Source organism: Lacticaseibacillus hulanensis (assembly GCF_004010095.1).
In the GTDB taxonomy this organism is placed as follows: Bacteria; Bacillota; Bacilli; order Lactobacillales; family Lactobacillaceae; genus Lacticaseibacillus; species Lacticaseibacillus hulanensis.
In genome coordinates this window covers 167,246-186,745 of record NZ_RRYD01000001.1, presented here as the reverse complement: position 1 = coordinate 186,745, position 19,500 = coordinate 167,246, and the positions used below count along the sequence as shown (strand labels likewise).

Annotated in this window: 14 protein-coding genes; 13 read left to right on the top strand and 1 reads right to left on the bottom strand. The window is 52.9% G+C overall.

What is annotated here, in order from left to right:
- Nucleotides 1-303: 303 nt before the first annotated feature.
- From uvrC to EKN00_RS00780, 10 genes are all read left to right on the top strand, one after another.
- Nucleotides 304-2,088 (top strand): excinuclease ABC subunit UvrC, encoded by a 1,785-nt coding sequence (uvrC, locus tag EKN00_RS00825; RefSeq protein WP_127848233.1) that lies wholly within the window; start codon nucleotides 304-306, stop codon nucleotides 2,086-2,088.
- A gap of 318 nt (nucleotides 2,089-2,406) precedes the next feature.
- Nucleotides 2,407-3,690: a GTPase ObgE gene (gene obgE / locus EKN00_RS00820; protein ID WP_127848232.1), complete on the top strand. Its 1,284-nt coding sequence runs from the start codon at nucleotides 2,407-2,409 to the stop codon at nucleotides 3,688-3,690.
- A gap of 46 nt (nucleotides 3,691-3,736) precedes the next feature.
- Complete coding sequence (locus EKN00_RS00815; protein WP_127848231.1) at nucleotides 3,737-5,674, top strand: acyltransferase family protein; 1,938 nt, start codon at nucleotides 3,737-3,739, stop codon at nucleotides 5,672-5,674.
- Nucleotides 5,675-5,852: 178 nt separating this feature from the next.
- Entirely contained in the window at nucleotides 5,853-6,815 is a 963-nt protein-coding gene (gene rnz / locus EKN00_RS00810; protein ID WP_127848230.1) for a ribonuclease Z, read from the top strand.
- The gene (locus tag EKN00_RS00805) at nucleotides 6,805-7,596 is read left to right on the top strand and encodes an SDR family NAD(P)-dependent oxidoreductase (RefSeq protein WP_127848229.1); all 792 of its coding nucleotides are present in this window, start codon (nucleotides 6,805-6,807) and stop codon (nucleotides 7,594-7,596) included. Before rnz ends, EKN00_RS00805 begins: the two co-directional genes overlap by 11 nt.
- Nucleotides 7,597-7,601: 5 nt before the next feature.
- Nucleotides 7,602-7,901, top strand: a complete 300-nt coding sequence (locus EKN00_RS00800; RefSeq protein WP_164847975.1) for a lipopolysaccharide assembly protein LapA domain-containing protein — start codon at nucleotides 7,602-7,604, stop codon at nucleotides 7,899-7,901.
- 213 nt (nucleotides 7,902-8,114) lie between these two features.
- Nucleotides 8,115-10,727 carry an ATP-dependent chaperone ClpB gene (clpB, locus tag EKN00_RS00795; protein ID WP_127848227.1) on the top strand — a complete coding sequence of 871 codons (2,613 nt, stop codon included), beginning with the start codon at nucleotides 8,115-8,117 and terminating at the stop codon, nucleotides 10,725-10,727.
- A gap of 126 nt (nucleotides 10,728-10,853) precedes the next feature.
- Nucleotides 10,854-11,042 carry a 50S ribosomal protein L32 gene (gene rpmF / locus EKN00_RS00790; protein ID WP_054676030.1) on the top strand — a complete coding sequence of 63 codons (189 nt, stop codon included), beginning with the start codon at nucleotides 10,854-10,856 and terminating at the stop codon, nucleotides 11,040-11,042.
- A 134-nt stretch (nucleotides 11,043-11,176) separates the two neighbouring features.
- Nucleotides 11,177-11,740 carry a DUF1836 domain-containing protein gene (locus EKN00_RS00785; protein WP_127848226.1) on the top strand — a complete coding sequence of 188 codons (564 nt, stop codon included), beginning with the start codon at nucleotides 11,177-11,179 and terminating at the stop codon, nucleotides 11,738-11,740.
- 129 nt (nucleotides 11,741-11,869) lie between these two features.
- The gene (locus EKN00_RS00780; protein ID WP_127848225.1) at nucleotides 11,870-12,715 is read left to right on the top strand and encodes a hypothetical protein; all 846 of its coding nucleotides are present in this window, start codon (nucleotides 11,870-11,872) and stop codon (nucleotides 12,713-12,715) included.
- 118 nt (nucleotides 12,716-12,833) lie between these two features.
- On the opposite strand, the gene EKN00_RS00775 is transcribed toward EKN00_RS00780, so the two are convergent.
- Nucleotides 12,834-13,013 (bottom strand): YjzD family protein, encoded by a 180-nt coding sequence (locus EKN00_RS00775; protein ID WP_127848224.1) that lies wholly within the window; start codon nucleotides 13,011-13,013, stop codon nucleotides 12,834-12,836.
- A 181-nt stretch (nucleotides 13,014-13,194) separates the two neighbouring features.
- On the opposite strand from EKN00_RS00775, the gene EKN00_RS00770 reads away from it, so the two are divergent.
- From EKN00_RS00770 to pyk, 3 genes are all read left to right on the top strand, one after another.
- Nucleotides 13,195-16,464, top strand: a complete 3,270-nt coding sequence (locus tag EKN00_RS00770) for a DNA polymerase III subunit alpha (protein WP_127848223.1) — start codon at nucleotides 13,195-13,197, stop codon at nucleotides 16,462-16,464.
- Between the two features lie 112 nt (nucleotides 16,465-16,576).
- Complete coding sequence (gene pfkA / locus EKN00_RS00765) at nucleotides 16,577-17,536, top strand: 6-phosphofructokinase (RefSeq protein WP_127848222.1); 960 nt, start codon at nucleotides 16,577-16,579, stop codon at nucleotides 17,534-17,536.
- Between the two features lie 61 nt (nucleotides 17,537-17,597).
- The gene (pyk, locus tag EKN00_RS00760) at nucleotides 17,598-19,364 is read left to right on the top strand and encodes a pyruvate kinase (protein WP_127848221.1); all 1,767 of its coding nucleotides are present in this window, start codon (nucleotides 17,598-17,600) and stop codon (nucleotides 19,362-19,364) included.
- Nucleotides 19,365-19,500: the final 136 nt, after the last annotated feature.

The window sequence follows — 19,500 nt, the reverse complement described above, 5'->3', positions numbered from 1 at the left end:
AATAAAGTGGCGAAGAACAATCCCGTCGGATTACTCTTCGCCACTAAGCTTAGTATGTTTTTAGGTTGAAGACCCCGGTTTTTGGGGCTTCAACCGGCCGCACGGAAAATCCAAGCCGCACGGAACGCGCACCGCCCCCGCCCAGGCGCGGCCCCTATACCACTCAGTACCTACTACCACCAAAAACACTCACGCTGCCGGACAGCGATAGTGCCTTGATAAATTTGGCTAGTCCGCTTAAAATGTTGATAGCGAACAAACGTTTTGCACCGAGTTGGTGTAGAGATTGGAAGGAGGCAGAGCATGGCGTCGGAACATATTGAACAAAAATTAGCATTGCTGCCAGATCTGCCAGGCAGTTACCAGATGAAGGACATTACCGGCAAGATTATTTATGTCGGTAAGGCCAAAAACCTGAAGAACCGTGTTCGTTCGTACTTCAAGAGCAGTCATGACGGTAAGACGGCGAAGTTGGTTTCCGAAATTGCCGATTTTGATTTCATTGTGACGAGTACGGATAAGGAAGCATTCTTACTTGAAATCACGCTGATTCAAAAATACCAGCCGTACTACAACATCAAGCTGAAAAAGGGGACGGGTTACCCCTACATCAAGATTACTAACGAAAAAGATCCACGAACGATGATTGTCAGCGAAGTACGCAAGGATGGGGCATATTACTTCGGTCCGTATCCGAACGTTTATGCTGCGGAGGAAACGCTCCAGTTTATTCAGCGCGTGTATCCGCTGCGGCGGTGCAACGGGTATCAAGGCCGTCCGTGCCTGTACTACCACATGGGCCAGTGCCTTGGTGCCTGCTTCAAAGAGGTGCCGCAGAAAAAATACGATGCCCAGATTGCGCGGATTAAGAGCTTCTTGAACGGGAACACCGGCAAGGTTAAGGCGAGCCTGACCAAGAAGATGACCGCTGCGGCCGATAACGAAGAGTACGAACGGGCTGCAGAAATTCGCGACCAGATTAAGTACATCGAGGCGACGGTCGAGAAGCAGAAGATTATTTCCAATGACCACACGACCCGGGACCTATTCAATTTCTATTGGGACAAGGGCTGGATTTCGATTCAAGTATTCTTCATCCGCCAAGCGCGCTTGATGAAGCGGGAAAAGCGCCTGTTTCCAATCGTGAACACCGCCGAAGAGGAATTTGAAACATTTATCCTGCAGTTTTACAACCGGAAAAACAACGTCAAGCCGCGAGAAATACTGGTACCTGCGGGAATGGACAACAACGTGCTCAGCGAACTGATTGGGGTGCCGGTGCGCACGCCGCAACGGGGGCAAAAACGCGCGCTCATGGATTTGGCGGCCAAGAATAGCCGGATTACGCTGGAAGACAAGTTTAGACTCCTCGAGCTGGACAACCGGAAAACCGTTGATGCCCAGGCGGAAATCATGGAGGCACTTGGTCTGCCGCGTGACGGTCACGTTATCGAGGCGTTTGACCACAGTCACATTCAGGGCTCAGAACCAGTTAGTGCAATGGTTCAGTTTGTCGATGGCCGACCCGAGAAGAACAATTACCGGAAGTACAAGTTAGCCCAGGATGAAGACGACCACAGCGCGAATGAAGATGCCAACACGCGGGAGGTCATTCGGCGGCGCTACACGCGGCTGCTGAAGGAACACGCACCATTGCCGGACCTCATTTTGATGGACGGTGGGGCAATCGAAATGAATGCGGCAAAGGATGTGTTGGCAAACGAGTTGAACCTTGATATTCCACTTGCCGGGATGGTGAAAAACAACAAGCACAAAACGGCGGCACTGCTCTATGGTGACAGTGATGAGCCAATTGACCTCGATCCGCGCAGTCAGGGTTTTTACCTGCTTGAGCGAATTCAGGATGAGGTGCACCGCTTCGCCATTACCTTCCACCGGCAGCTGCACAGCAAGAACAGTCTCACTAGTCGGCTTGAGGAGATTAAGGGCGTTGGGCCAAAAACCCGGTCAAAGTTGATGCGCGAGTTTAAGACGATTAACAACATTAAGGCGGCGAGTGTCGCGGAGATTCAGGCGGTTGGGGTCAGCAAGACTACCGCCCAAACAATTAAGCTGGCGCTGGCATGATTTGGTGACGAAATGTCGGGGCAAAACAGGAGCAAGTTTGTTTTTTTAAAATATTAACGGTTTCAATCCCCAATCCCGGCAGGCCGCTAATTGCTTTTTGTTCGTTAGGTCTGTATTCTATTGTTAGGACTGATTACATGGTGAACGCGTGTAATCTTTTGCAAGGCGGACCCTGTAAACCGGTGCGACATGGTTTATGTGGTCCGCTTCGGCAGTTTTAACCACCGGAGTTATCCGGTCGACTACGGTTACTGGGCGCATCCGCCCCGAAAAAAGGTTAAAAGGAGAGTGTCCACCGATTGTGTGGACCATAAAAAAATGTTTGTAGATCAAGTCACAGTTGAAGTGCGTGCGGGTAAGGGGGGCGACGGCGCCGTCGCTTTCCGGCACGAAAAATTTGTTCCATTCGGTGGCCCATCAGGTGGTGATGGTGGCCGCGGTGGTAGCATTGTCTTTTACGTCGATTCTGGGCTCAACACCCTGATGGATTTCCGGTACCACAAACACTTTAAGGCCACCCCTGGTAGCAACGGCCTGGCCAAGGCGATGTACGGGAAAGCTGCCGAGGACACGCGGGTTGCGGTTCCGGCCGGGACCAGCGTAACCGATGCGGACACCGGTGAATTCATCGGCGATCTGACCGAACCCGGTGAGGAACTCGTTGTTGCCCGCGGCGGTCGTGGTGGCCGGGGTAACATCCACTTTGTGTCACCCAAAAACACCGCACCTGAAATTGCTGAAAACGGTGAGCCTGGCCAAGAACGTTATGTCACCCTGGAACTCAAGGTTCTGGCTGATGTTGGTCTGGTCGGCTTTCCATCCGTTGGTAAGTCAACCTTGCTGGCAGCAGTAACCGGGGCTAAGCCAAAGATTGCGGCGTACCACTTTACGACGCTTGTTCCTAACCTCGGGATGGTCCGTCTTGATGATGGGACCGACTTTGTTATGGCCGATTTGCCAGGGCTGGTTGAAGGTGCTGCGACCGGGGTTGGTCTCGGCATGCAGTTCCTACGTCACGTTGAACGGACGCGGGTTATCCTGCATCTAGTCGAGATGGACCCACTGAACGGGCGGGACCCTTACACCGATTTCCAGCAGATTCAAAAGGAATTGCTCACGTATGATGACAACATGCTTGACCGTCCCGAGATTGTGGTGGCGACCAAGATGGATGCCCCTGGTGCGGAGGAACGTTACACCGAATTCCACGACAAGCTGGTGGCAGACGGGGTTGCGGACGACCACATTATGGCCATTTCTAGTGTTACCCACAGCAACTTGCAGCAACTGCTCCGCAAGACTGCAGAACTGCTGAAGAGCGCACCCGCGGTCGCTAGCGACCACCAGGATGCCGAACAGAAGAACTATGAATTCAAGAACGACGATGACTTTAAGATTGAAGAAAGCGAATATGGATTCACGGTTACCGGCAAGCGCATCGAGCGCGTTGTGGCGATGGCAAACCTGGATCACGACGATGGTGTGCTCCGTTTTGCACGGACGCTGCGGAAGATGGGTGTCGATCAGGCGCTGCGTGACGCTGGCGCTGAAAACGGGGACGAAATTACAATTGGTGAATTGACGTTCAACTTTGAAGAATAGCTGAACGTGAATGCTACCTGAGTATGTTATTAATAGATTGTGAGTAATGCACATGGAGCAGCGAAAAAAACGTCGGTACATTACCGGCTTTGATGGGTTGCGTGCGCTTGGGGTTTTAGGTGTTATTTTGTACCATATCCGCCCGGACATTTTTCGGGGTGGTTACCTTGGTGTACCGATTTTCATGGTTGTCTCGGGGTATTTGATTACCGACGGCCTGATTATGGAGTTTGACCGCACTGGCGGGTTTAATTTTAAGAGTTTTTGGCAGCGCCGCATCCGGCGACTCTATCCCGGATTGGTGCTCATGCTTCTTGCAACGAGTGCGTATATCACGCTCTTTGCACGGGACTTGTTGCATAATCTGCACCAGATTGTCGTGAGCAATTTGCTTTACGTCTATAACTGGTGGCAGATTGCTAATGGCCAGTCCTATTTTGCCCGGTTTGCCCAGGGGGATAGTCCCTTCACGCACCTGTGGACGTTGTCGATTGAGGGGCAGTTCTACCTGATTTGGCCGCTGCTGATGTTGCTGATATTCCGGCGCACGCAGAAGGACTACAAGAAGCGCGGCTTTCAGCTCGCTATTGGGCTAGCGGTGATCTCGGCGTTCTTGATGGCGATTTTGTACCGGCCAAAGGTGGGGATTCCCTATGACCCAAGCCGGCTCTACTACGGCACGGATACCCGGGCCTTCAGTATTTTGGTCGGTGCGGCACTCGCCTTTGGTTGGCCGAGTTCGCGCTTAGCACCACGGGTTTCCAAAAGCGACAAACTAGTGCTGAATGTAGCTGGCAGCGTGGCACTGGTGGGAATGTTGCTGATGGTCGTGTTTACGACGGATCAGAGTAAGTTCCTGTACCGGGGCGGAATGTTCATCTTTTCCCTGCTGGTCATGGTGCTGGTTGCCGTGGTTGCCCACCCAGGTGGCTCGTTTAACCGGCTACTGACCAATCCCGTGTTTACGTGGATTGGGCGGCGCAGCTACGGGTTGTATCTGTACCAACTGCCAGTGATGGTGTTCGTTGAACGCTCGGCCACCAACTTGGCGGACCATCCAGTTCTTTATCCACTGCTGGAAGTAGTCCTCATTTGTCTCATCACGGAGCTGTCGTATCGGTTTGTTGAACAGCCAATCGCCCACGCAGATTTCTCCAAGGCGGGATTAACTGATTTCATCAAGCGGCTACCTACAAACAGCAAATCGATGATTCAAGTCGGCGTGCTGGCACTCGTTAGCCTGATTGCCTTTGTCGGTATTTTTCAGGCACCGTCAGTTAAGGCGGCGCCAAGTTCGCCGCTTGAACACCGGTTGACTGATACCAAGAAGGAAAAGGCCAAGAACAATCGGCGGCTTAAGGCACTGAAGGAAAGCATCGCGGCATCCAAGCGCAGTCAGTCTTCAGCGGCCAAATCGACGAGCAGTGCAAAGTCGAGCTCGTCGGCCAAGCCGGTGCAGCATGTTGTCAAGAAGTACGGCCTAACTGCAGCTGAAAGCGCGCGGGCCGCGACCTTGGGCGTCACCGCCGTTGGGGACTCCGTGATGAAGGATGGCCAACCTTATCTGGAAAACATTCTGCCAAAAGCTTTCGTTGATGCAGTGCCTTCACGTCAGGTCAGTGATGGTGTTGCCGCGCTCCAGAATTACGCAAAGCAGGGCGCACTGGCCAACACGATTCTGATTGGTCTGGGCACGAATGGTCCGCTCACTAAGGATTATCTCGCCCAGATTATGAAGACGGCGGGCAGGCGCCAGGTATACTGGATTAACGTCCGTGTCCCAACCAAGTCGTGGCAGAACACCACGAATTCGGTATTGCGTGCTGGTGCAAAACAGTACGGTAATTTGCACATCATTGATTGGTATGGCTACTCAAATAGTCACGATTCATGGTTTTACAAGGACCGGGTTCACCCAACGCCTGATGGGGCCAAGTATTACGCCTCATTCATCGCAAAGAAAATTCTTAGTTCAACCAAGTAGTTTTTAAGTGTGCCTGCACGCGTGAGTTAATCATGTGTGCGGGCACACTTGTTTTTGGAACCGGTATTGTTCCGTTATTTTTTGATTAGTGCTGGAGGCTGAATCATCTTTACGCGCAGATGAAACCTTATGGTAAACTATGCAATAGGAAATAACGCACTAGAAATGGATGGCAAACATGGAAATTTTGTTCTTAGGCACTGGCGCTGGTTCCCCGGCACGCGGCCGCAATGTAAGTAGTCTTGCGCTCAAGCTTCTGGATGAACGTAATGAAATCTGGTTGTTTGATTGCGGTGAGGGTACGCAGCACCAAATTTTGCGCACAACGATTCGTCCCCGGAAGGTCACCAAGATTTTCATCACGCACAACCACGGGGACCACATTTTTGGGTTGCCTGGCTTCCTTGCGAGCCGCGCCAATCAGGGGGGCAACGAACCACTCACGATTTATGGGCCCAAGGGCATTGAGGAATTCGTGCGCACGAGCATGCGTGTGACCCAAACTCGCCTTGCCTACCAGCTTAAGTTCGTCACCTTAGAACCCGGTGTTGTGCTCGATGACAAAACTTTTAGGGTTACCTGTGACCACCTTGAACACCGGATTGAGGCCTTTGGTTTTCGGATTGAGGAAAAAGACCACGATGGTGAGCTCTTGATTGATAAGGTGCGCGAGGCGGGAATTCCCGCTGGCCCGGCATACGCCAAGCTCAAGCGGGGAGAAACGGTGACCCTGCCGGATGGGCGCAGCTTTGACGGCAAGAAGTTCATTGGTCCGGCGCAGCACGGCCGGACCCTAGCCATCTTCGGCGACACCCGGCAGACTAGAAGTGAGCTGAAGCTGGCCAGTGATGCCGATGTTTTGGTCCACGAAAGCACATTTGCCGGTGGCGAGGCCAAGATGGCTAAGCAGTATTACCATTCCACGAACGTGCAGGCGGCAAAACTTGCCAAGCAGGCCGGCGTGTCCCGCCTGTTCTTGAACCACATCTCCGCACGGTATGTGGGTAAGATGGCGCGTGAACTTGAGGTCGAGGCGCGCAAGGTCTTTGCCAATACCAGAGTCGTTGGTGATCTGAATGAATTTGACATTCCTTTCGTTAAGACACACGCAGAAGGCGAGGAATCTAGTGATGACAAATAATTTAACGGGCCAAGTGGTTGTAATCACGGGCGGTTCTAGTGGAATTGGTAAGGCCGTTGCGTTGCAGGCAGCAAGCGCTGGGGCGACGGTAGTGGTAACGGCCCGGAATACGGATAAGCTGAATGATGTTCGGGTCGCCGCGCAAGCACGCTCCCACCGCCCGGCATTTGCGTTCAAACTTGATGTTTCCGACCCGGTTAATATCGACGCTGCCTGGGCCGACCTGATGGCCACGGTACCCCGCGTTGACGTGTTGGTTAACGCTGCTGGGTTCGGGGATTTTGAACTTGCCCTCGACACCCCGATGCACGTGACGGAAAAGATGTTCCGGACGAACGTTCTGGGGCTCATCTACATGTCGCGTCTGGCCGGACGGCAAATGTTGCGTCAAGGCGGTGGTCACATCATTAATATTGGGTCGATGGCCGGGAAGATTGCGACACCTAAGTCCGCCGTGTACGCAGCCACGAAGTCCGCGGTGATTGCCTACAGCAACGCTCTCCGCCTTGAATTGCGGCCTTCAGGGATTAACGTCACCACGGTGAACCCGGGTCCGGTTGCGACCGACTTCTTTAAGACGGCCCACGCACTGGATTACGCACAGGCGGTTGCGGTGTTTACGCTTAACCCCGAGAAGCTGGCTGCGCGCATCGTGAGCGCCTTTGGTCACCCGGTGCGTGAGATTAACGCGCCCATGATTATGAACCTCGGCGCGCTTGCATACCCACTCGTTCCCCGAGTTGGCGACTGGCTGGCAGGAACAATTTTTAACCGGAAGTGATGACAATGAAAAACCAACGTCGATTTGTGATTATCCTCGTGCTCGTGTTGTTAGTCGTAATTTTTGCGCTCCAAAATAGTCAGGCGGTCACCGTTAACCTGTTTTGGACGCATTTTAGCTGGCCACTAATCATCGTGATTGTGGGGAGCTTGCTCCTTGGTGCCCTGATTACGCTATTGCTTTCGGCAGCCAGCATCGCGACGGCCCGCAAGACCACGCAAAAACTGCAAGATGAGGTCAACCGTTTGCGCAGCCAGCCCAAGAAGGCGAAAGACGTCATTGAAACCGATACAGATAAAAAGTGATAATTTTCCCGCAAACACTGCCCGGCCGCGATGGCCAAATGGTTGGTCTTTGCGGGTTTTTTGCAGCCAAAATCTGCGCGCAGACGGGATTGTTAGCCAAAATTGAGAAAAACTTTACCAACTGGCCACTGCTTTGACCTTTACTGACCATTGCTTTTTTTGTTACAATTCAGTCGTAAATAAAAATGACAACCAATCAGGGGAGGAACACTTATGAATCCCGAAAATCTAACTCAAGCAGTGACTGAGGCAATCAGCTCAGCCCAGCAAATTGCGCAGACGCGGCACCACCAAGACATCGATATTCCGCATCTCTGGCGGGTGCTCGTGCAACCAAACGAACTTACCCAGCAGATTTATGCGGAGGCTGGCGTCAACTTTCCGCAGCTGAACGGCGTTATCGACGCTGAATTGGATAAGATCAGCGTGGTCGAGGGCGTTGCTAACTGGGGCCAGAACATGGGGCGGAACCTGTACCAGCTGTTCCAGGACGCCGACACTGTCAGGAGCGAGCTGCAAGATCAGTTCATCGCAACCGATACGCTCGTGCTTGCCTTGATGCGGCAGAAGTACAACCCAATTGCGGAATTTTTAACCAATAATGGGGTCGATGAGAAGAAGTTGCGCAAGGTGATTGATGGTATTCGCGGCGGCCAGCACGTAACCAGTAAAACCGCCGAAAATCAGTACCAGTCGCTCAAGAAGTACGGGACCGACCTGGTTGCTGAAGCCCGCTCCGGCAAGATGGACCCAATCATCGGCCGTGATGACGAGATTCGCGACGTAATTCGCATTTTGAGCCGGAAAACGAAGAACAATCCGGTCCTCATCGGTGAACCAGGGGTGGGGAAAACCGCGATTGTTGAAGGACTCGCCCAGCGGATTGTGCACCAGGACGTCCCCGACAACCTGAAGGATAAAACCATCATCAGTCTGGACATGGGGAGTCTGATTGCTGGGGCCAAATATCGTGGTGAATTCGAGGAACGACTGAAGGCCGTTTTGAACGAGGTCAAAAAGAGTGAAGGCCAGGTAATTGTCTTCATCGACGAAATTCACACGATTGTTGGCGCCGGGAAGACGGAAGGTTCAATGGATGCCGGCAACCTGCTCAAGCCAATGCTGGCGCGCGGCGAACTGCACCTCATTGGGGCCACAACCCTCGATGAATACCGGGAGAACATCGAAAAGGACAAGGCGCTTGAACGGCGGTTCCAGAAGGTATTGGTCCAGGAGCCAAGTGTGGAAGCAACCATCAGTATTTTGCGTGGGCTCAAGGAACGCTTTGAAATCTATCACGGCGTGCGCATCCACGACGCGGCACTGGTTTCCGCGGCCACGCTGTCCAACCGCTACATTACCGACCGTTTCCTGCCCGACAAGGCGATTGACCTAGTCGACGAGGCCAGTGCCAACATCAACGTTGAGATGAATTCCCGGCCAACCGAATTGGACGTGGCCGAGCGCAAGCAGATGCAGCTGGAGATTGAGGAGCAGGCGCTGAAGCAGGAAACGGATGCCGCTAGTGCCGCGCGCCTCAAGACCACGCAGGCGGAATTGGCCGACGTCTCGGAAGAGGTTAACCGGTTAAAGGCTCAGTGGCAGGCCGAGAAGAAGGACATCAACGCGCTGAACAACAAGAAATCCGAGATTGAGAAGGCCAAGCAGCAATTGGCCGATGCCCAGTCCAAGTACGACCTGGAGACGGCGGCCCGGTTGCAGCACGGTACCATCCCCGAGCTCGAAAAAGAACTCGCCGACATGGAGCAAAAGGATCGCCCCGATACTTGGTTGGTGCAGGAATCTGTCACCCCAGAGGAAATTGCACAGGTAATCAGCCGGCAGACGGGAATTCCGGTTGCCAAGCTGGTGCAGGGTGACCGGGAGAAGCTCTTGCACCTTGCAGACAATCTGCACAAGCGGGTGATTGGGCAGGATCAAGCGGTTGATGCGGTCAGTGATGCGGTTCTTCGCTCCCGGGCCGGACTGCAAGATCCAAGTCGGCCCCTAGGGAGTTTCATGTTCCTCGGCCCAACTGGGGTGGGGAAGACGGAGCTTGCCAAGGCACTGGCGGAGAATCTGTTCGACTCCGAAAAGCACATGGTGCGGATTGACATGTCCGAGTACATGGAAAAGTACAGCGTTTCGCGGCTGGTTGGTGCCGCTCCTGGGTACGTTGGCTACGAAGAGGGGGGCCAGCTCACCGAAGCTGTGCGGCGCAACCCGTACACGATTGTGCTACTGGATGAGGTCGAAAAAGCGCACCCCGACGTGTTCAACATCCTGCTGCAGGTACTGGACGATGGACGGCTGACTGATGGTCAGGGCCGGACCGTGGACTTCAAGAACACGATTATCATCATGACCTCCAACCTTGGTAGCGAATTGCTCCTCGACGGGATGGTTGACGGTGAGATTACGCAGGAGACCAAGGATAAGGTGCTGCAGCTAGTTCACAGTCACTTCAAGCCGGAATTCTTGAACCGAATTGATGACATCGTTACCTTTAACCCGCTCCGGCAGGCCGACATCCGTCAAATTGTGGTGAAGGATGTGGCGGGGCTGCAAGAACGTCTGGCAGATCAGCAAATTAGTCTGACCTTTACTGACGCGGCGCTGGATAAGCTGGCAAGTGATGGTTACCAGCCCGCTTATGGCGCCCGGCCGCTGCAGCGGTTAATTACGGAACGGGTTGAAACGCCACTGGCCAAGGAACTGATTGGTGGAACTATTTTGCCAAACAGCACGGTTACGGTTGACGTTGATACCTCTGGCAAGTTATTATTTGAGTCACGGGCTGAAAACGGCAATACACCGGAACAGTAGAACCGCTGAACGCGATTTGTGCGTTAAAAATGCGTTAATCCGCGTGTTTACACGGATTGACCTTGCATTTTTTCAAAAGTCCTGTATAGTTAAAAGGAAATCCGAGTAATAAAGGAGTTAATACACATGGCAGTTCCTGCACGCAGAACTTCAAAGACCAAGAAGCGCATGCGCCGTGGCCACATCAAGCTTAATGTGCCTAACCTGCACTTTGATGCGACAACCGGCGAGTACCGCGTATCCCACCACGTTTCCCCTAAGGGCTTTTACAAGGGCGAACAGGTGGTTGACACCAAGTCAGACGCTAACGCTTAATTAAGAGGGAGCACACCGACATTTGTTGGTGCGCTTTTTTTTACGCCTAATCAGCTAAACAAGTTGCTGTTTCCTAGTTATTAAAACTAGATAATCTGCTATAATGGTGGTATCAAGAATGCAGGAGGTTCGTTATGGGAACAGATGAAGCATTTGACACGTACTTGACTAAGCTCGCAACGACGAAATGGCCACGGTGGTCAGATTTACCACAATTCGATTTGTACATGGATCAGGTGGTACAGTTTGCGAACGAATTGATTGTTCCGACCGGACTGGGCGAACTGACGCCCACAATGGTCAATAATTACGTTAAAAAAGGCATCATTAAGGCACCACTTAAGAAGAAATATTCACGCAGCCAGCTGGCCAATGTCATCGTGGTGGCAATCCTCAAGTCCGTGTTCAGCCTGGACACGATTGCCGACGGGATTAAGTACCAACTGCTGAACCGCAATTCGCACCAGGCCTATGACGCGTTCATCGTTGCGTTTGCCGGGGCGATTCAGAAGGCCTCTTCAGATTTTCACGGTGAGGTGGTCATCAACGGTGTCACGCGTGAAGACACGACTAAGGTGCAAACCGCGATGGTTAATCTAGCAATTAATTCCGTTATCGAAAAACTGCTGGTGGAAACCATGGCGCGGATGACAGCGCCAGACGCAGAGCCGACCAAGAAAAACGATAAGAAAAAATAAGGTTAGGTTAAGAAAATGTGACACTGAGTCACTTTTGCCTTGATTCGTTTTTCCGTGGAGGCTAAACTATTGCACAGACTTACGGCGCAGGCGAGCTTGCGTCGAGTGTGAAGGATGGTTTGAAAAATAATGAAAAGATTTATGACAGTGGTTATGGGCCTAGGTGTAATGCTGACCCTGACCGCTTGTGGCAATAAGCTAACCACAACAAAAACGACCTACAAGCAGGATGGCTTAGTCGCGGTCATCAAGGGCGACGCAACCGGGGCCGACAAAGTGCAATACAGCAGCGTTGCAACTGACGGTTCGGTGAAGGTCAACGGCGGGACATATGCAATCACGATACCAGTGACAGATAAAAAGCAGACAGTGCACCTGACTGCCGGCAAGCAGAAGCAGACCGTGACGGTTAACGCCGCTAAGACCTTGGGTACGTACAAGAACGTGGCGACCAAGTACAACCAGGCAGTCATTGGTAGCGCGTTGCCTAAGTCCGTGCAGAAGCAGATGCAGGCAAAGCAGCCAACCAAGGCACAAATCGCGCAGATGGCACCAGCAGCCCAGATGGCCATGGCCACCAAGGCTAAGCAGATGCAGGCTGAACTGGCCAAGGCCACTAAGGCAACGAAGGACAAGCAACTTGACGCGACGGCTAAAGCCGGTATTCATGAGGTCTTGAACACGAAGAATGCGGTTGTGCGGGCTAACGTTGCGGACGGTAAGGCTGTCGGCTTTGCCCTCATTGTGCCGGTTAAGGCCATGAAGGACAAAACCAAGGCGAAGGACTTTGCCACCACGCTTGCACTGCTCGGCAACGCAACCGGGGCGAACGCAAAGGACGTCATGAAGAAGTTCCAAAAGGCGGTCAAGGATCAAAACGACTCGAAGACCACCATCGACACAATTAAGAGTAATGGTGTGAAGTTCAACGTGGGTGTATCAACGTCCCACCTCTACATTTACATCACCAAGTAAGACCGCTGACGGTGGTGACCGCAATCAGAGATAATCTGGTTCCGCTCATTTTTCCTGAATCAGCGCAAGCAAAAAAGAACCCCGACGCAGGTTTCATCACGTCGGGGTTCTTTTTAAATTACTTGGCAGTATCAAAGTGCTTCATGATTGGTGGTAATGCGAACAAAATAATCACGAAGATTACGCTGAAAATTAGCGAAAGTTTAGGGGAGTAGGCGGTTTTTGTTAGCGCGCCAGAAAGAAAGCCCATGAGCTGGCCCATGATGACGCCCCAGATAAGTGTAACAATATAGCGCATGTGAATTCGTCCTTTCTTTGCGTCAGCCCCGCTGTGTGGGGCTCGGCTTGAAAACATGTGTGGAGGTAAATCCACTTCCCAGCAATCTTACCACGGAATTTAAACATTGCAAATGAACAACATTATTTTTGCCGTAGTCGATATCGCATTTAGTTTATAATGGTTAGCGAGGTGGAACGCAATGAGCTTGACACAATTACGAGTTACGACAAGTGGCACTTTTTTGGCCAGCCCAATCAGGGTGGCTGATTTGGTGCGCGCTGCCAAGACAAATGGTTACACGGCGATGGCACTGACTGATGTCAACGTTGTGTACAACCTCGTCCCGTTCTACGATGCCGCCACTGCCGCCGGAATTAAGCCACTGCTCGGGATGCAATTAATCATTGACGATGAGAACATTGTGTTGATTGCAGAAAACCTTACTGGCTATCGGCAATTGCTGAAAATCAGCACCGCGGTTCAGTTTGATCACAAAACGCTAGCGGAATTACCAGATTTTACCGGTCTTGCCGTGGTGACGACCGAAAACGGGCCAATGTATCGAGCATTTGCTGCGGGGGATGGGAACGCCGCGGCAACCGCGGTCGACCGCCTAGCAACCAAAAAGCCCGCCAGCATCAACATTGGGTTGCCCGGGGTCCAGCAGAATACGGACTTGCTGGACTTTGCGCAGCTTCACCACTGGACACCGGTGGTTCTGGGGGATGTGCGCGAACTAGATCACGCTGGTTCCGAAACCAGGCGGGTACTCATGGCAATTGACCAGGACCTGAAGCTGACCCAGTTGCCAGCGGATGATCCGGAGTACATTTTGCCTGAAGCGAGTGTGCTGACTGAGGTGTTAAACCGCGCGGGGTTCACGGCGGCCATTGCGGGCACCGAGGATCTAGTTCAGCGGTGCGACGTCACCATTCCCGTGGTCAAGCCGCAGCTGCCGCAGTTTCCGCTACCCAGTGGTCTGACCACCGAGGAGTATTTGGCCAAGCTGGCAACTACGGGGTTGAATGAGCGCATCAGCGTGGTTACGGACGAATATTCGCAGCGGCTGGAACGCGAGCTCGACGTGATTGACCAGATGGGGTTTGCTGATTATTTCCTAATTGTGCAGGACATTATTAGGGCGGCCAACGCGCAGGGGATTATGACGGGCCCGGGACGGGGGTCGGCGGCGGGCTCCCTTGTGGCCTTTAGCCTCGGCATCACCGCCGTGGATCCCATTGCGTACGGTTTGCTGTTTGAACGATTCTTGAACCCGAACCGCGGACAGATGCCAGATATCGATATTGACGTTCAGGACGAGCGCCGCAGCGATGTCTTGAGTTACATTAAGAACAAGTACGGTGCACAACACATCGCCCAAATCATGGCGACCAGCACGTTTGGCCCCCACCAAGCAGTGCGCGATGTGGCCAAGGTGTACGGGCTGGCTAGTTATGCAACTGACAATTTGGCCAGTGAGATTCCCGGCAGCGCCAAAACAATTGCGGACGCATTAGAAAACAGTCAGCAGTTGCGCGATTTGCGCCAAGATGATCCCCAAATCGCCCGGATTCTTGCGGTGGCTGACCGCATTGTCGGGTTGCCCCGGACTGTGACCACCCATGCGGCGGGAGTCGTTCTTTCCGCCGGGGACATGATGGATACTGTTGGCCTGCAGAAAAGCGGAGTGGGCATCGGAATTCAGACTCAGGTGACCAAGGAATACGTCGAACGTATCGGCTTGCTCAAAATTGACGTGCTGGGTCTGCGCACGTTGTCTCTGCTCACGAGCATGCAAAAAATCGTCCAGCGCCAGTTTGACCCAAAGTTTACGCTGCAGCAGGTACCCCTTGATGATGCGGCAACGCTCCAATTATTCGCGAGGGGCGACACGCTTGGTATCTTCCAGTTCGAGCGCCGGCAGATGCGGGCAACATTGCGGACGGTGGCGCCGCGGACCTTTGAGGACGTTGTGGCCACCGGTGCGCTGTACCGTCCCGGGCCATTGCAGTTTATTACTGAATTTGCGGACCGCATGCACGGGCGGAAGCCAATTACCTACGCGACGCCACTGCTGGAGCCAATTCTTCAATCGACGTACGGCATCATCGTCTACCAGGAGCAGGTTATGCAGGTGGCCCACACGGTTGGGGGAATGTCGCTGGCCGCAGCCGATGATTTGCGGCGGGCGATGAGCAAGAAAAAGCAGGCGCTCATTGACGCGGGCAAGACCGAATTCCTCGCTGGTGCAACGCGCAATGGCGTTGGTGTTGCCGACGGGGAGACCATCTACGCGGCAATTGAGCAGTTTGCCGGTTACGGGTTTAACCGCAGTCACGCCGTCGCTTACGGGATGCTTGCTTTTTGGATGGCTTACATCAAACGGCATTACCCGGCCGCATTTTACACTGCCGAGCTGAACGCGAACATCGGTAATCAGGCCAAAACCCAGGCATTCATCAGTGAGGCGAAGGCGGCGGGCGTGAAAATTTTGCCACCCGATGTTAACCTGTCTGGCAATGGTTACCGCGTTGTCCAAGGGCAGATTCGGGTCGGTCTGGGCGCGATTCGTGGTCTGCGCCGGGATGCGGTGATGGCTGTGATTGCGGCCCGGAAGGAAAAGAAAATCACCAGTTTTCCCGAATTCCTGCTGGCGTTAACTGCAAAGCAGCGCACGAGCGCGACCCTAACGCCGCTGGTCAAAGCCGGCGCGTTTGACAACCTAGACTTCGACCGGGCGAACCTGCTGGCCGGGCTGGATGGCATGCTCGAGGCGGTTAATTTGGCCAGTGGTGACGCGGCGCTACTGGCAGCGGTGTGGCCAAGCAAAACGACGGTGCAGCAGCTTAGTGCCAGTGACCGGGACGCCATGACGGCTGACCAGCTTGGGTATTTCCTGCAGGGCCACCCGGTTGACCGGTACAGTATTCTGCGTGAATTTTTCCCGGTTGTTGATCTAAGCGCGCTGAGCAAGCAGTGCTGGGTTCTGGTCGTGGCAACGGATGTGCACGTAATCACCACCAAGAAGGGCACCAAGATGGCCTTTCTGACGGTGCAGGATGAATCGGCGACGGCCGAAGTGACCGTTTTTCCGCAGCAATATTTGCAAAGCGGCGGGCTGGCTGCCGGCACCGTTTACCTAATTAATGTGAGCCAGGACCGGGAGAGCACGCCCGATGCGCCTAGATATTTGGCCAACCGGGTGCAACATGCCGACAAAGCTGTTGCCAATCTCCCCGAGGTCTTGTTTCTGAATCTTGGCAATGAAGCAAATGTAAATATGAAAAAAGATGTGCTGCGGGTTCTCTTGAGTAATCGCGGCCGGATGCGCGTAAATGTGACCAGCGACGGAAAATCCGTTTTGCTCGCTGCACGCTACTCCGTCAGTGGTAGCGCCGACATGCAGGCAACATTGCGCGAAATGTTGGGTGAAAACGCAGTCTCGATTCGCAAGCCCACCATTGAGTGAGGAAGCCATTAGAAATGTGGTAAATAAGGGCGACTTTATTTCTGAAAAGTGTTAAGCTAACTCTTGTGTGGAACGAACGAGTTATCCACGAGTAATCACGTGAGGTGAAACAATGAAACGCATTGGTATTATGACCAGCGGCGGGGATGCCCCTGGCATGAACGCCGCGGTTCGTGCCGTAACGCGTAAGGCCGAACACGAAGGCCTGGAAGCATACGGTATCAACTACGGTTTTGCTGGCCTTCTGGCTGGTGACATTTTCAAGATTGACTCCCGGACGGCTGATGACATCATCAACCGTGGGGGGACAATCCTCTACTCAGCACGTTTCCCAGAGTTCGCAGAAGAACCTGTTCAGCTCAAGGGAATCGAAGTTCTGAAGAAGTTCGGTATTGACGCCATCATCGTTATCGGTGGGGACGGTTCATACCATGGCGCACTGCGTCTGAACGAACACGGCTTTAACGCTGTTGGTCTTCCAGGCACAATCGACAACGACATTCCATTTACCGACTTTACCATCGGTTTCGACACGGCTCTGAACACTGCGGTTGACGCAATGGACAAGTTGCGCGACACCGCTGCAAGTCACGAACGGACTTTTGTTGTTGAAGTCATGGGCCGTAACGCAGGGGACATCGCAATGTGGGCTGCTGTTGCAAGCGCCGCTGAAGATGTCATCATCCCTGAAAAGGACTTTGATGTTGCTGAAGTTGCCGCAAAGCTTAAGAGCAGTCGCGCACGCGGCCAGAAGCACGCAATCATCGTGCTTGCTGAAGGTGTGATGAGTGCTGCTGAGTTCGCGAAGAAGCTTGAACCATACGGCGACTTCCAGCTGCGTGCAACTACTCTCGGCCACGTTCAGCGTGGTGGGACACCAACCGCCTTCGACCGTGTTCTTGCTTCCCGCATGGGTGTCTACGCTGTAGAACTCCTGATGCAGAACAAGGGTGGGGTTGCCATTGGGATTCAGAACAACAAGCTAGTGCAACACAACATGCTTGACCTGTTCGATTCCAAGCACGAGGCCGACATGGATCTCTACAAGGTTGCTCAGGATCTTGCATTCTAAGCACATTTAATTTTGGGTACCAAAGTTTAAAAACACATTTTTTAAAGGAGCGTTTTCTTTCATGAAAAAGACCAAGATCGTCAGCACGCTTGGACCTGCAAGTAACACAACCGACATTATTGTTAAGTTGATTGAAGCAGGTGCAAACGTCTTCCGCTTCAACTTCTCACACGGGGACCACGAGGAACACCTCGCTCGTATGAACATGGTTCACGAAGCTGAAAAGATCACCGGTAAGACTGTTGGGATTATGCTGGACACCAAGGGTGCTGAAATTCGCACCACCGTTCAGGACACGCCAACTGGTAAGATCGAATTCCACACCGGCGACGTTGTTCGCATTTCGATGGATGCATCCCTCAAAGGGACGAAGGAAAAGATCGCGGTTACCTACCCAGGTCTTTACGACGACACCCACGTTGGTGGTCACGTTCTCTTCGATGACGGTCTGTTTGACTGCCTGATCACCGAAAAGGACGAAGCAAACCGTGAACTTGTTACCACCGTTCAAAACGATGGTATCTTGGGCGGTCGTAAGGGTGTTAACGCACCTGGTGTTGCGATTAACCTGCCTGGTATTACTGAAAAGGATGCATCTGACATTCGTTTCGGTCTTGACAGCGGCATCAACTTCATCGCTGCTTCCTTCGTACGTAAGCCTCAGGACGTCCTTGACATCCGCGAACTGCTCGAAGAAAAGCACGCTGAATACGTTCAGATCTTCCCTAAGATCGAATCCCAGGAAGGTATCGACAACATCGATGACATCCTGAAGGTTTCCGATGGTTTGATGGTTGCTCGTGGTGACATGGGTGTCGAAATTCCATTCGAACACGTGCCACTCGTTCAGAAGGCCCTCATCAAGAAGTGCAACGCTCTTGGCAAGCCAGTTATCACTGCTACCCAGATGCTTGACTCCATGCAGGAAAACCCACGTCCTACCCGTGCCGAAGTTAACGACGTTGCTAACGCCGTATTCGACGGTACCGACGCTACCATGCTTTCCGGTGAATCCGCAAACGGGGACTACCCTGTTGAATCCGTTGCTGCTATGGCACGGATTGACGAATACACCGAAAAGGCTATGGTCGACCAGGACGCATTCGCCCTTAAGAACTACTCCGACCAGTCCGTTACGGAATCTGTTGGTCAGGCTGTTGCTCACACCGCACGTAACCTTGGCGTTAAGACCATCGTTGCTGCAACCAACTCTGGTTACACTGCGCGGATGATCAGCAAGTACCGTCCAAAGGCTGACATTCTTGCCGTTACCTTCGATGACATTACTCGTCGCGGCCTCATGATCAACTGGGGTGTTTACCCAGTTGTTGCTGACAAGCCAGGTTCTACTGACGAAATGTTCGAACTTGCTACCAAGACTGCTACCGACCTTGGCTTTGCTGAAGAAGGCGACCTTATCCTTATTACCGCTGGTGTTCCTGTCGGTGAAACCGGCACGACCAACGTTATGAAGGTGCAGATGATCGGCTCCAAGCTGACCTCTGGTTCCGGTGTTGGCGACCAGACCACCGTTGGTAAGGCAGTTGTTGCTGCTACTGCTGGTGAAGCTGTTGCCAAGATGCAGAAGGGTGACGTTCTGGTTGTTAAGACCACGGACAAGGACTACCTGCCTGCAATCGAAAAGGCTGCTGCTGTTGTTGTTGAAGCTGGTGGGCTTACGAGCCACGCTGCTGTTGTCGGCATCGCAATGGGAATTCCTGTTGTTGTTGGTGCTGAAAACGCAACGACCGTTATCAACGACGGCCAGGTAATCACCGTTGACTCTCGTCGCGGTATTATCTACAAGGGTGCTACCAACGCCCTCTAGGATTTAACCTAGTGAAAAAAGCGTGTCGCTTGCGGCACGCTTTTTTTGTGTCTGGCGGATTATGGTAACTGGTTTATTATGCCGGAATTTGGTAAAGTAGGGAGAGGATTGGGCGGGTGATTCGCAAGAAGCACCC

Bases quoted from the DNA above. Each gene is read 5' to 3' on its own strand.
- EKN00_RS00815 (WP_127848231.1), top strand. From the start codon at position 3,737: ATGCACATGGAGCAGCGAAAAAAACGTCGGTACATTACCGGCTTTGAT.
- rnz (WP_127848230.1), top strand. From the start codon at position 5,853: ATGGAAATTTTGTTCTTAGGCACTGGCGCTGGTTCCCCGGCACGCGGC.
- EKN00_RS00770 (WP_127848223.1), top strand. From the start codon at position 13,195: ATGAGCTTGACACAATTACGAGTTACGACAAGTGGCACTTTTTTGGCC.
- uvrC (WP_127848233.1), top strand. From the start codon at position 304: ATGGCGTCGGAACATATTGAACAAAAATTAGCATTGCTGCCAGATCTG.
- clpB (WP_127848227.1), top strand. From the start codon at position 8,115: ATGAATCCCGAAAATCTAACTCAAGCAGTGACTGAGGCAATCAGCTCA.
- EKN00_RS00775 (WP_127848224.1), bottom strand. From the start codon at position 13,013: ATGCGCTATATTGTTACACTTATCTGGGGCGTCATCATGGGCCAGCTC.
- EKN00_RS00805 (WP_127848229.1), top strand. From the start codon at position 6,805: ATGACAAATAATTTAACGGGCCAAGTGGTTGTAATCACGGGCGGTTCT.
- EKN00_RS00785 (WP_127848226.1), top strand. From the start codon at position 11,177: ATGGGAACAGATGAAGCATTTGACACGTACTTGACTAAGCTCGCAACG.
- EKN00_RS00780 (WP_127848225.1), top strand. From the start codon at position 11,870: ATGAAAAGATTTATGACAGTGGTTATGGGCCTAGGTGTAATGCTGACC.
- obgE (WP_127848232.1), top strand. From the start codon at position 2,407: ATGTTTGTAGATCAAGTCACAGTTGAAGTGCGTGCGGGTAAGGGGGGC.
- rpmF (WP_054676030.1), top strand. From the start codon at position 10,854: ATGGCAGTTCCTGCACGCAGAACTTCAAAGACCAAGAAGCGCATGCGC.
- pfkA (WP_127848222.1), top strand. From the start codon at position 16,577: ATGAAACGCATTGGTATTATGACCAGCGGCGGGGATGCCCCTGGCATG.
- EKN00_RS00800 (WP_164847975.1), top strand. From the start codon at position 7,602: ATGAAAAACCAACGTCGATTTGTGATTATCCTCGTGCTCGTGTTGTTA.
- pyk (WP_127848221.1), top strand. From the start codon at position 17,598: ATGAAAAAGACCAAGATCGTCAGCACGCTTGGACCTGCAAGTAACACA.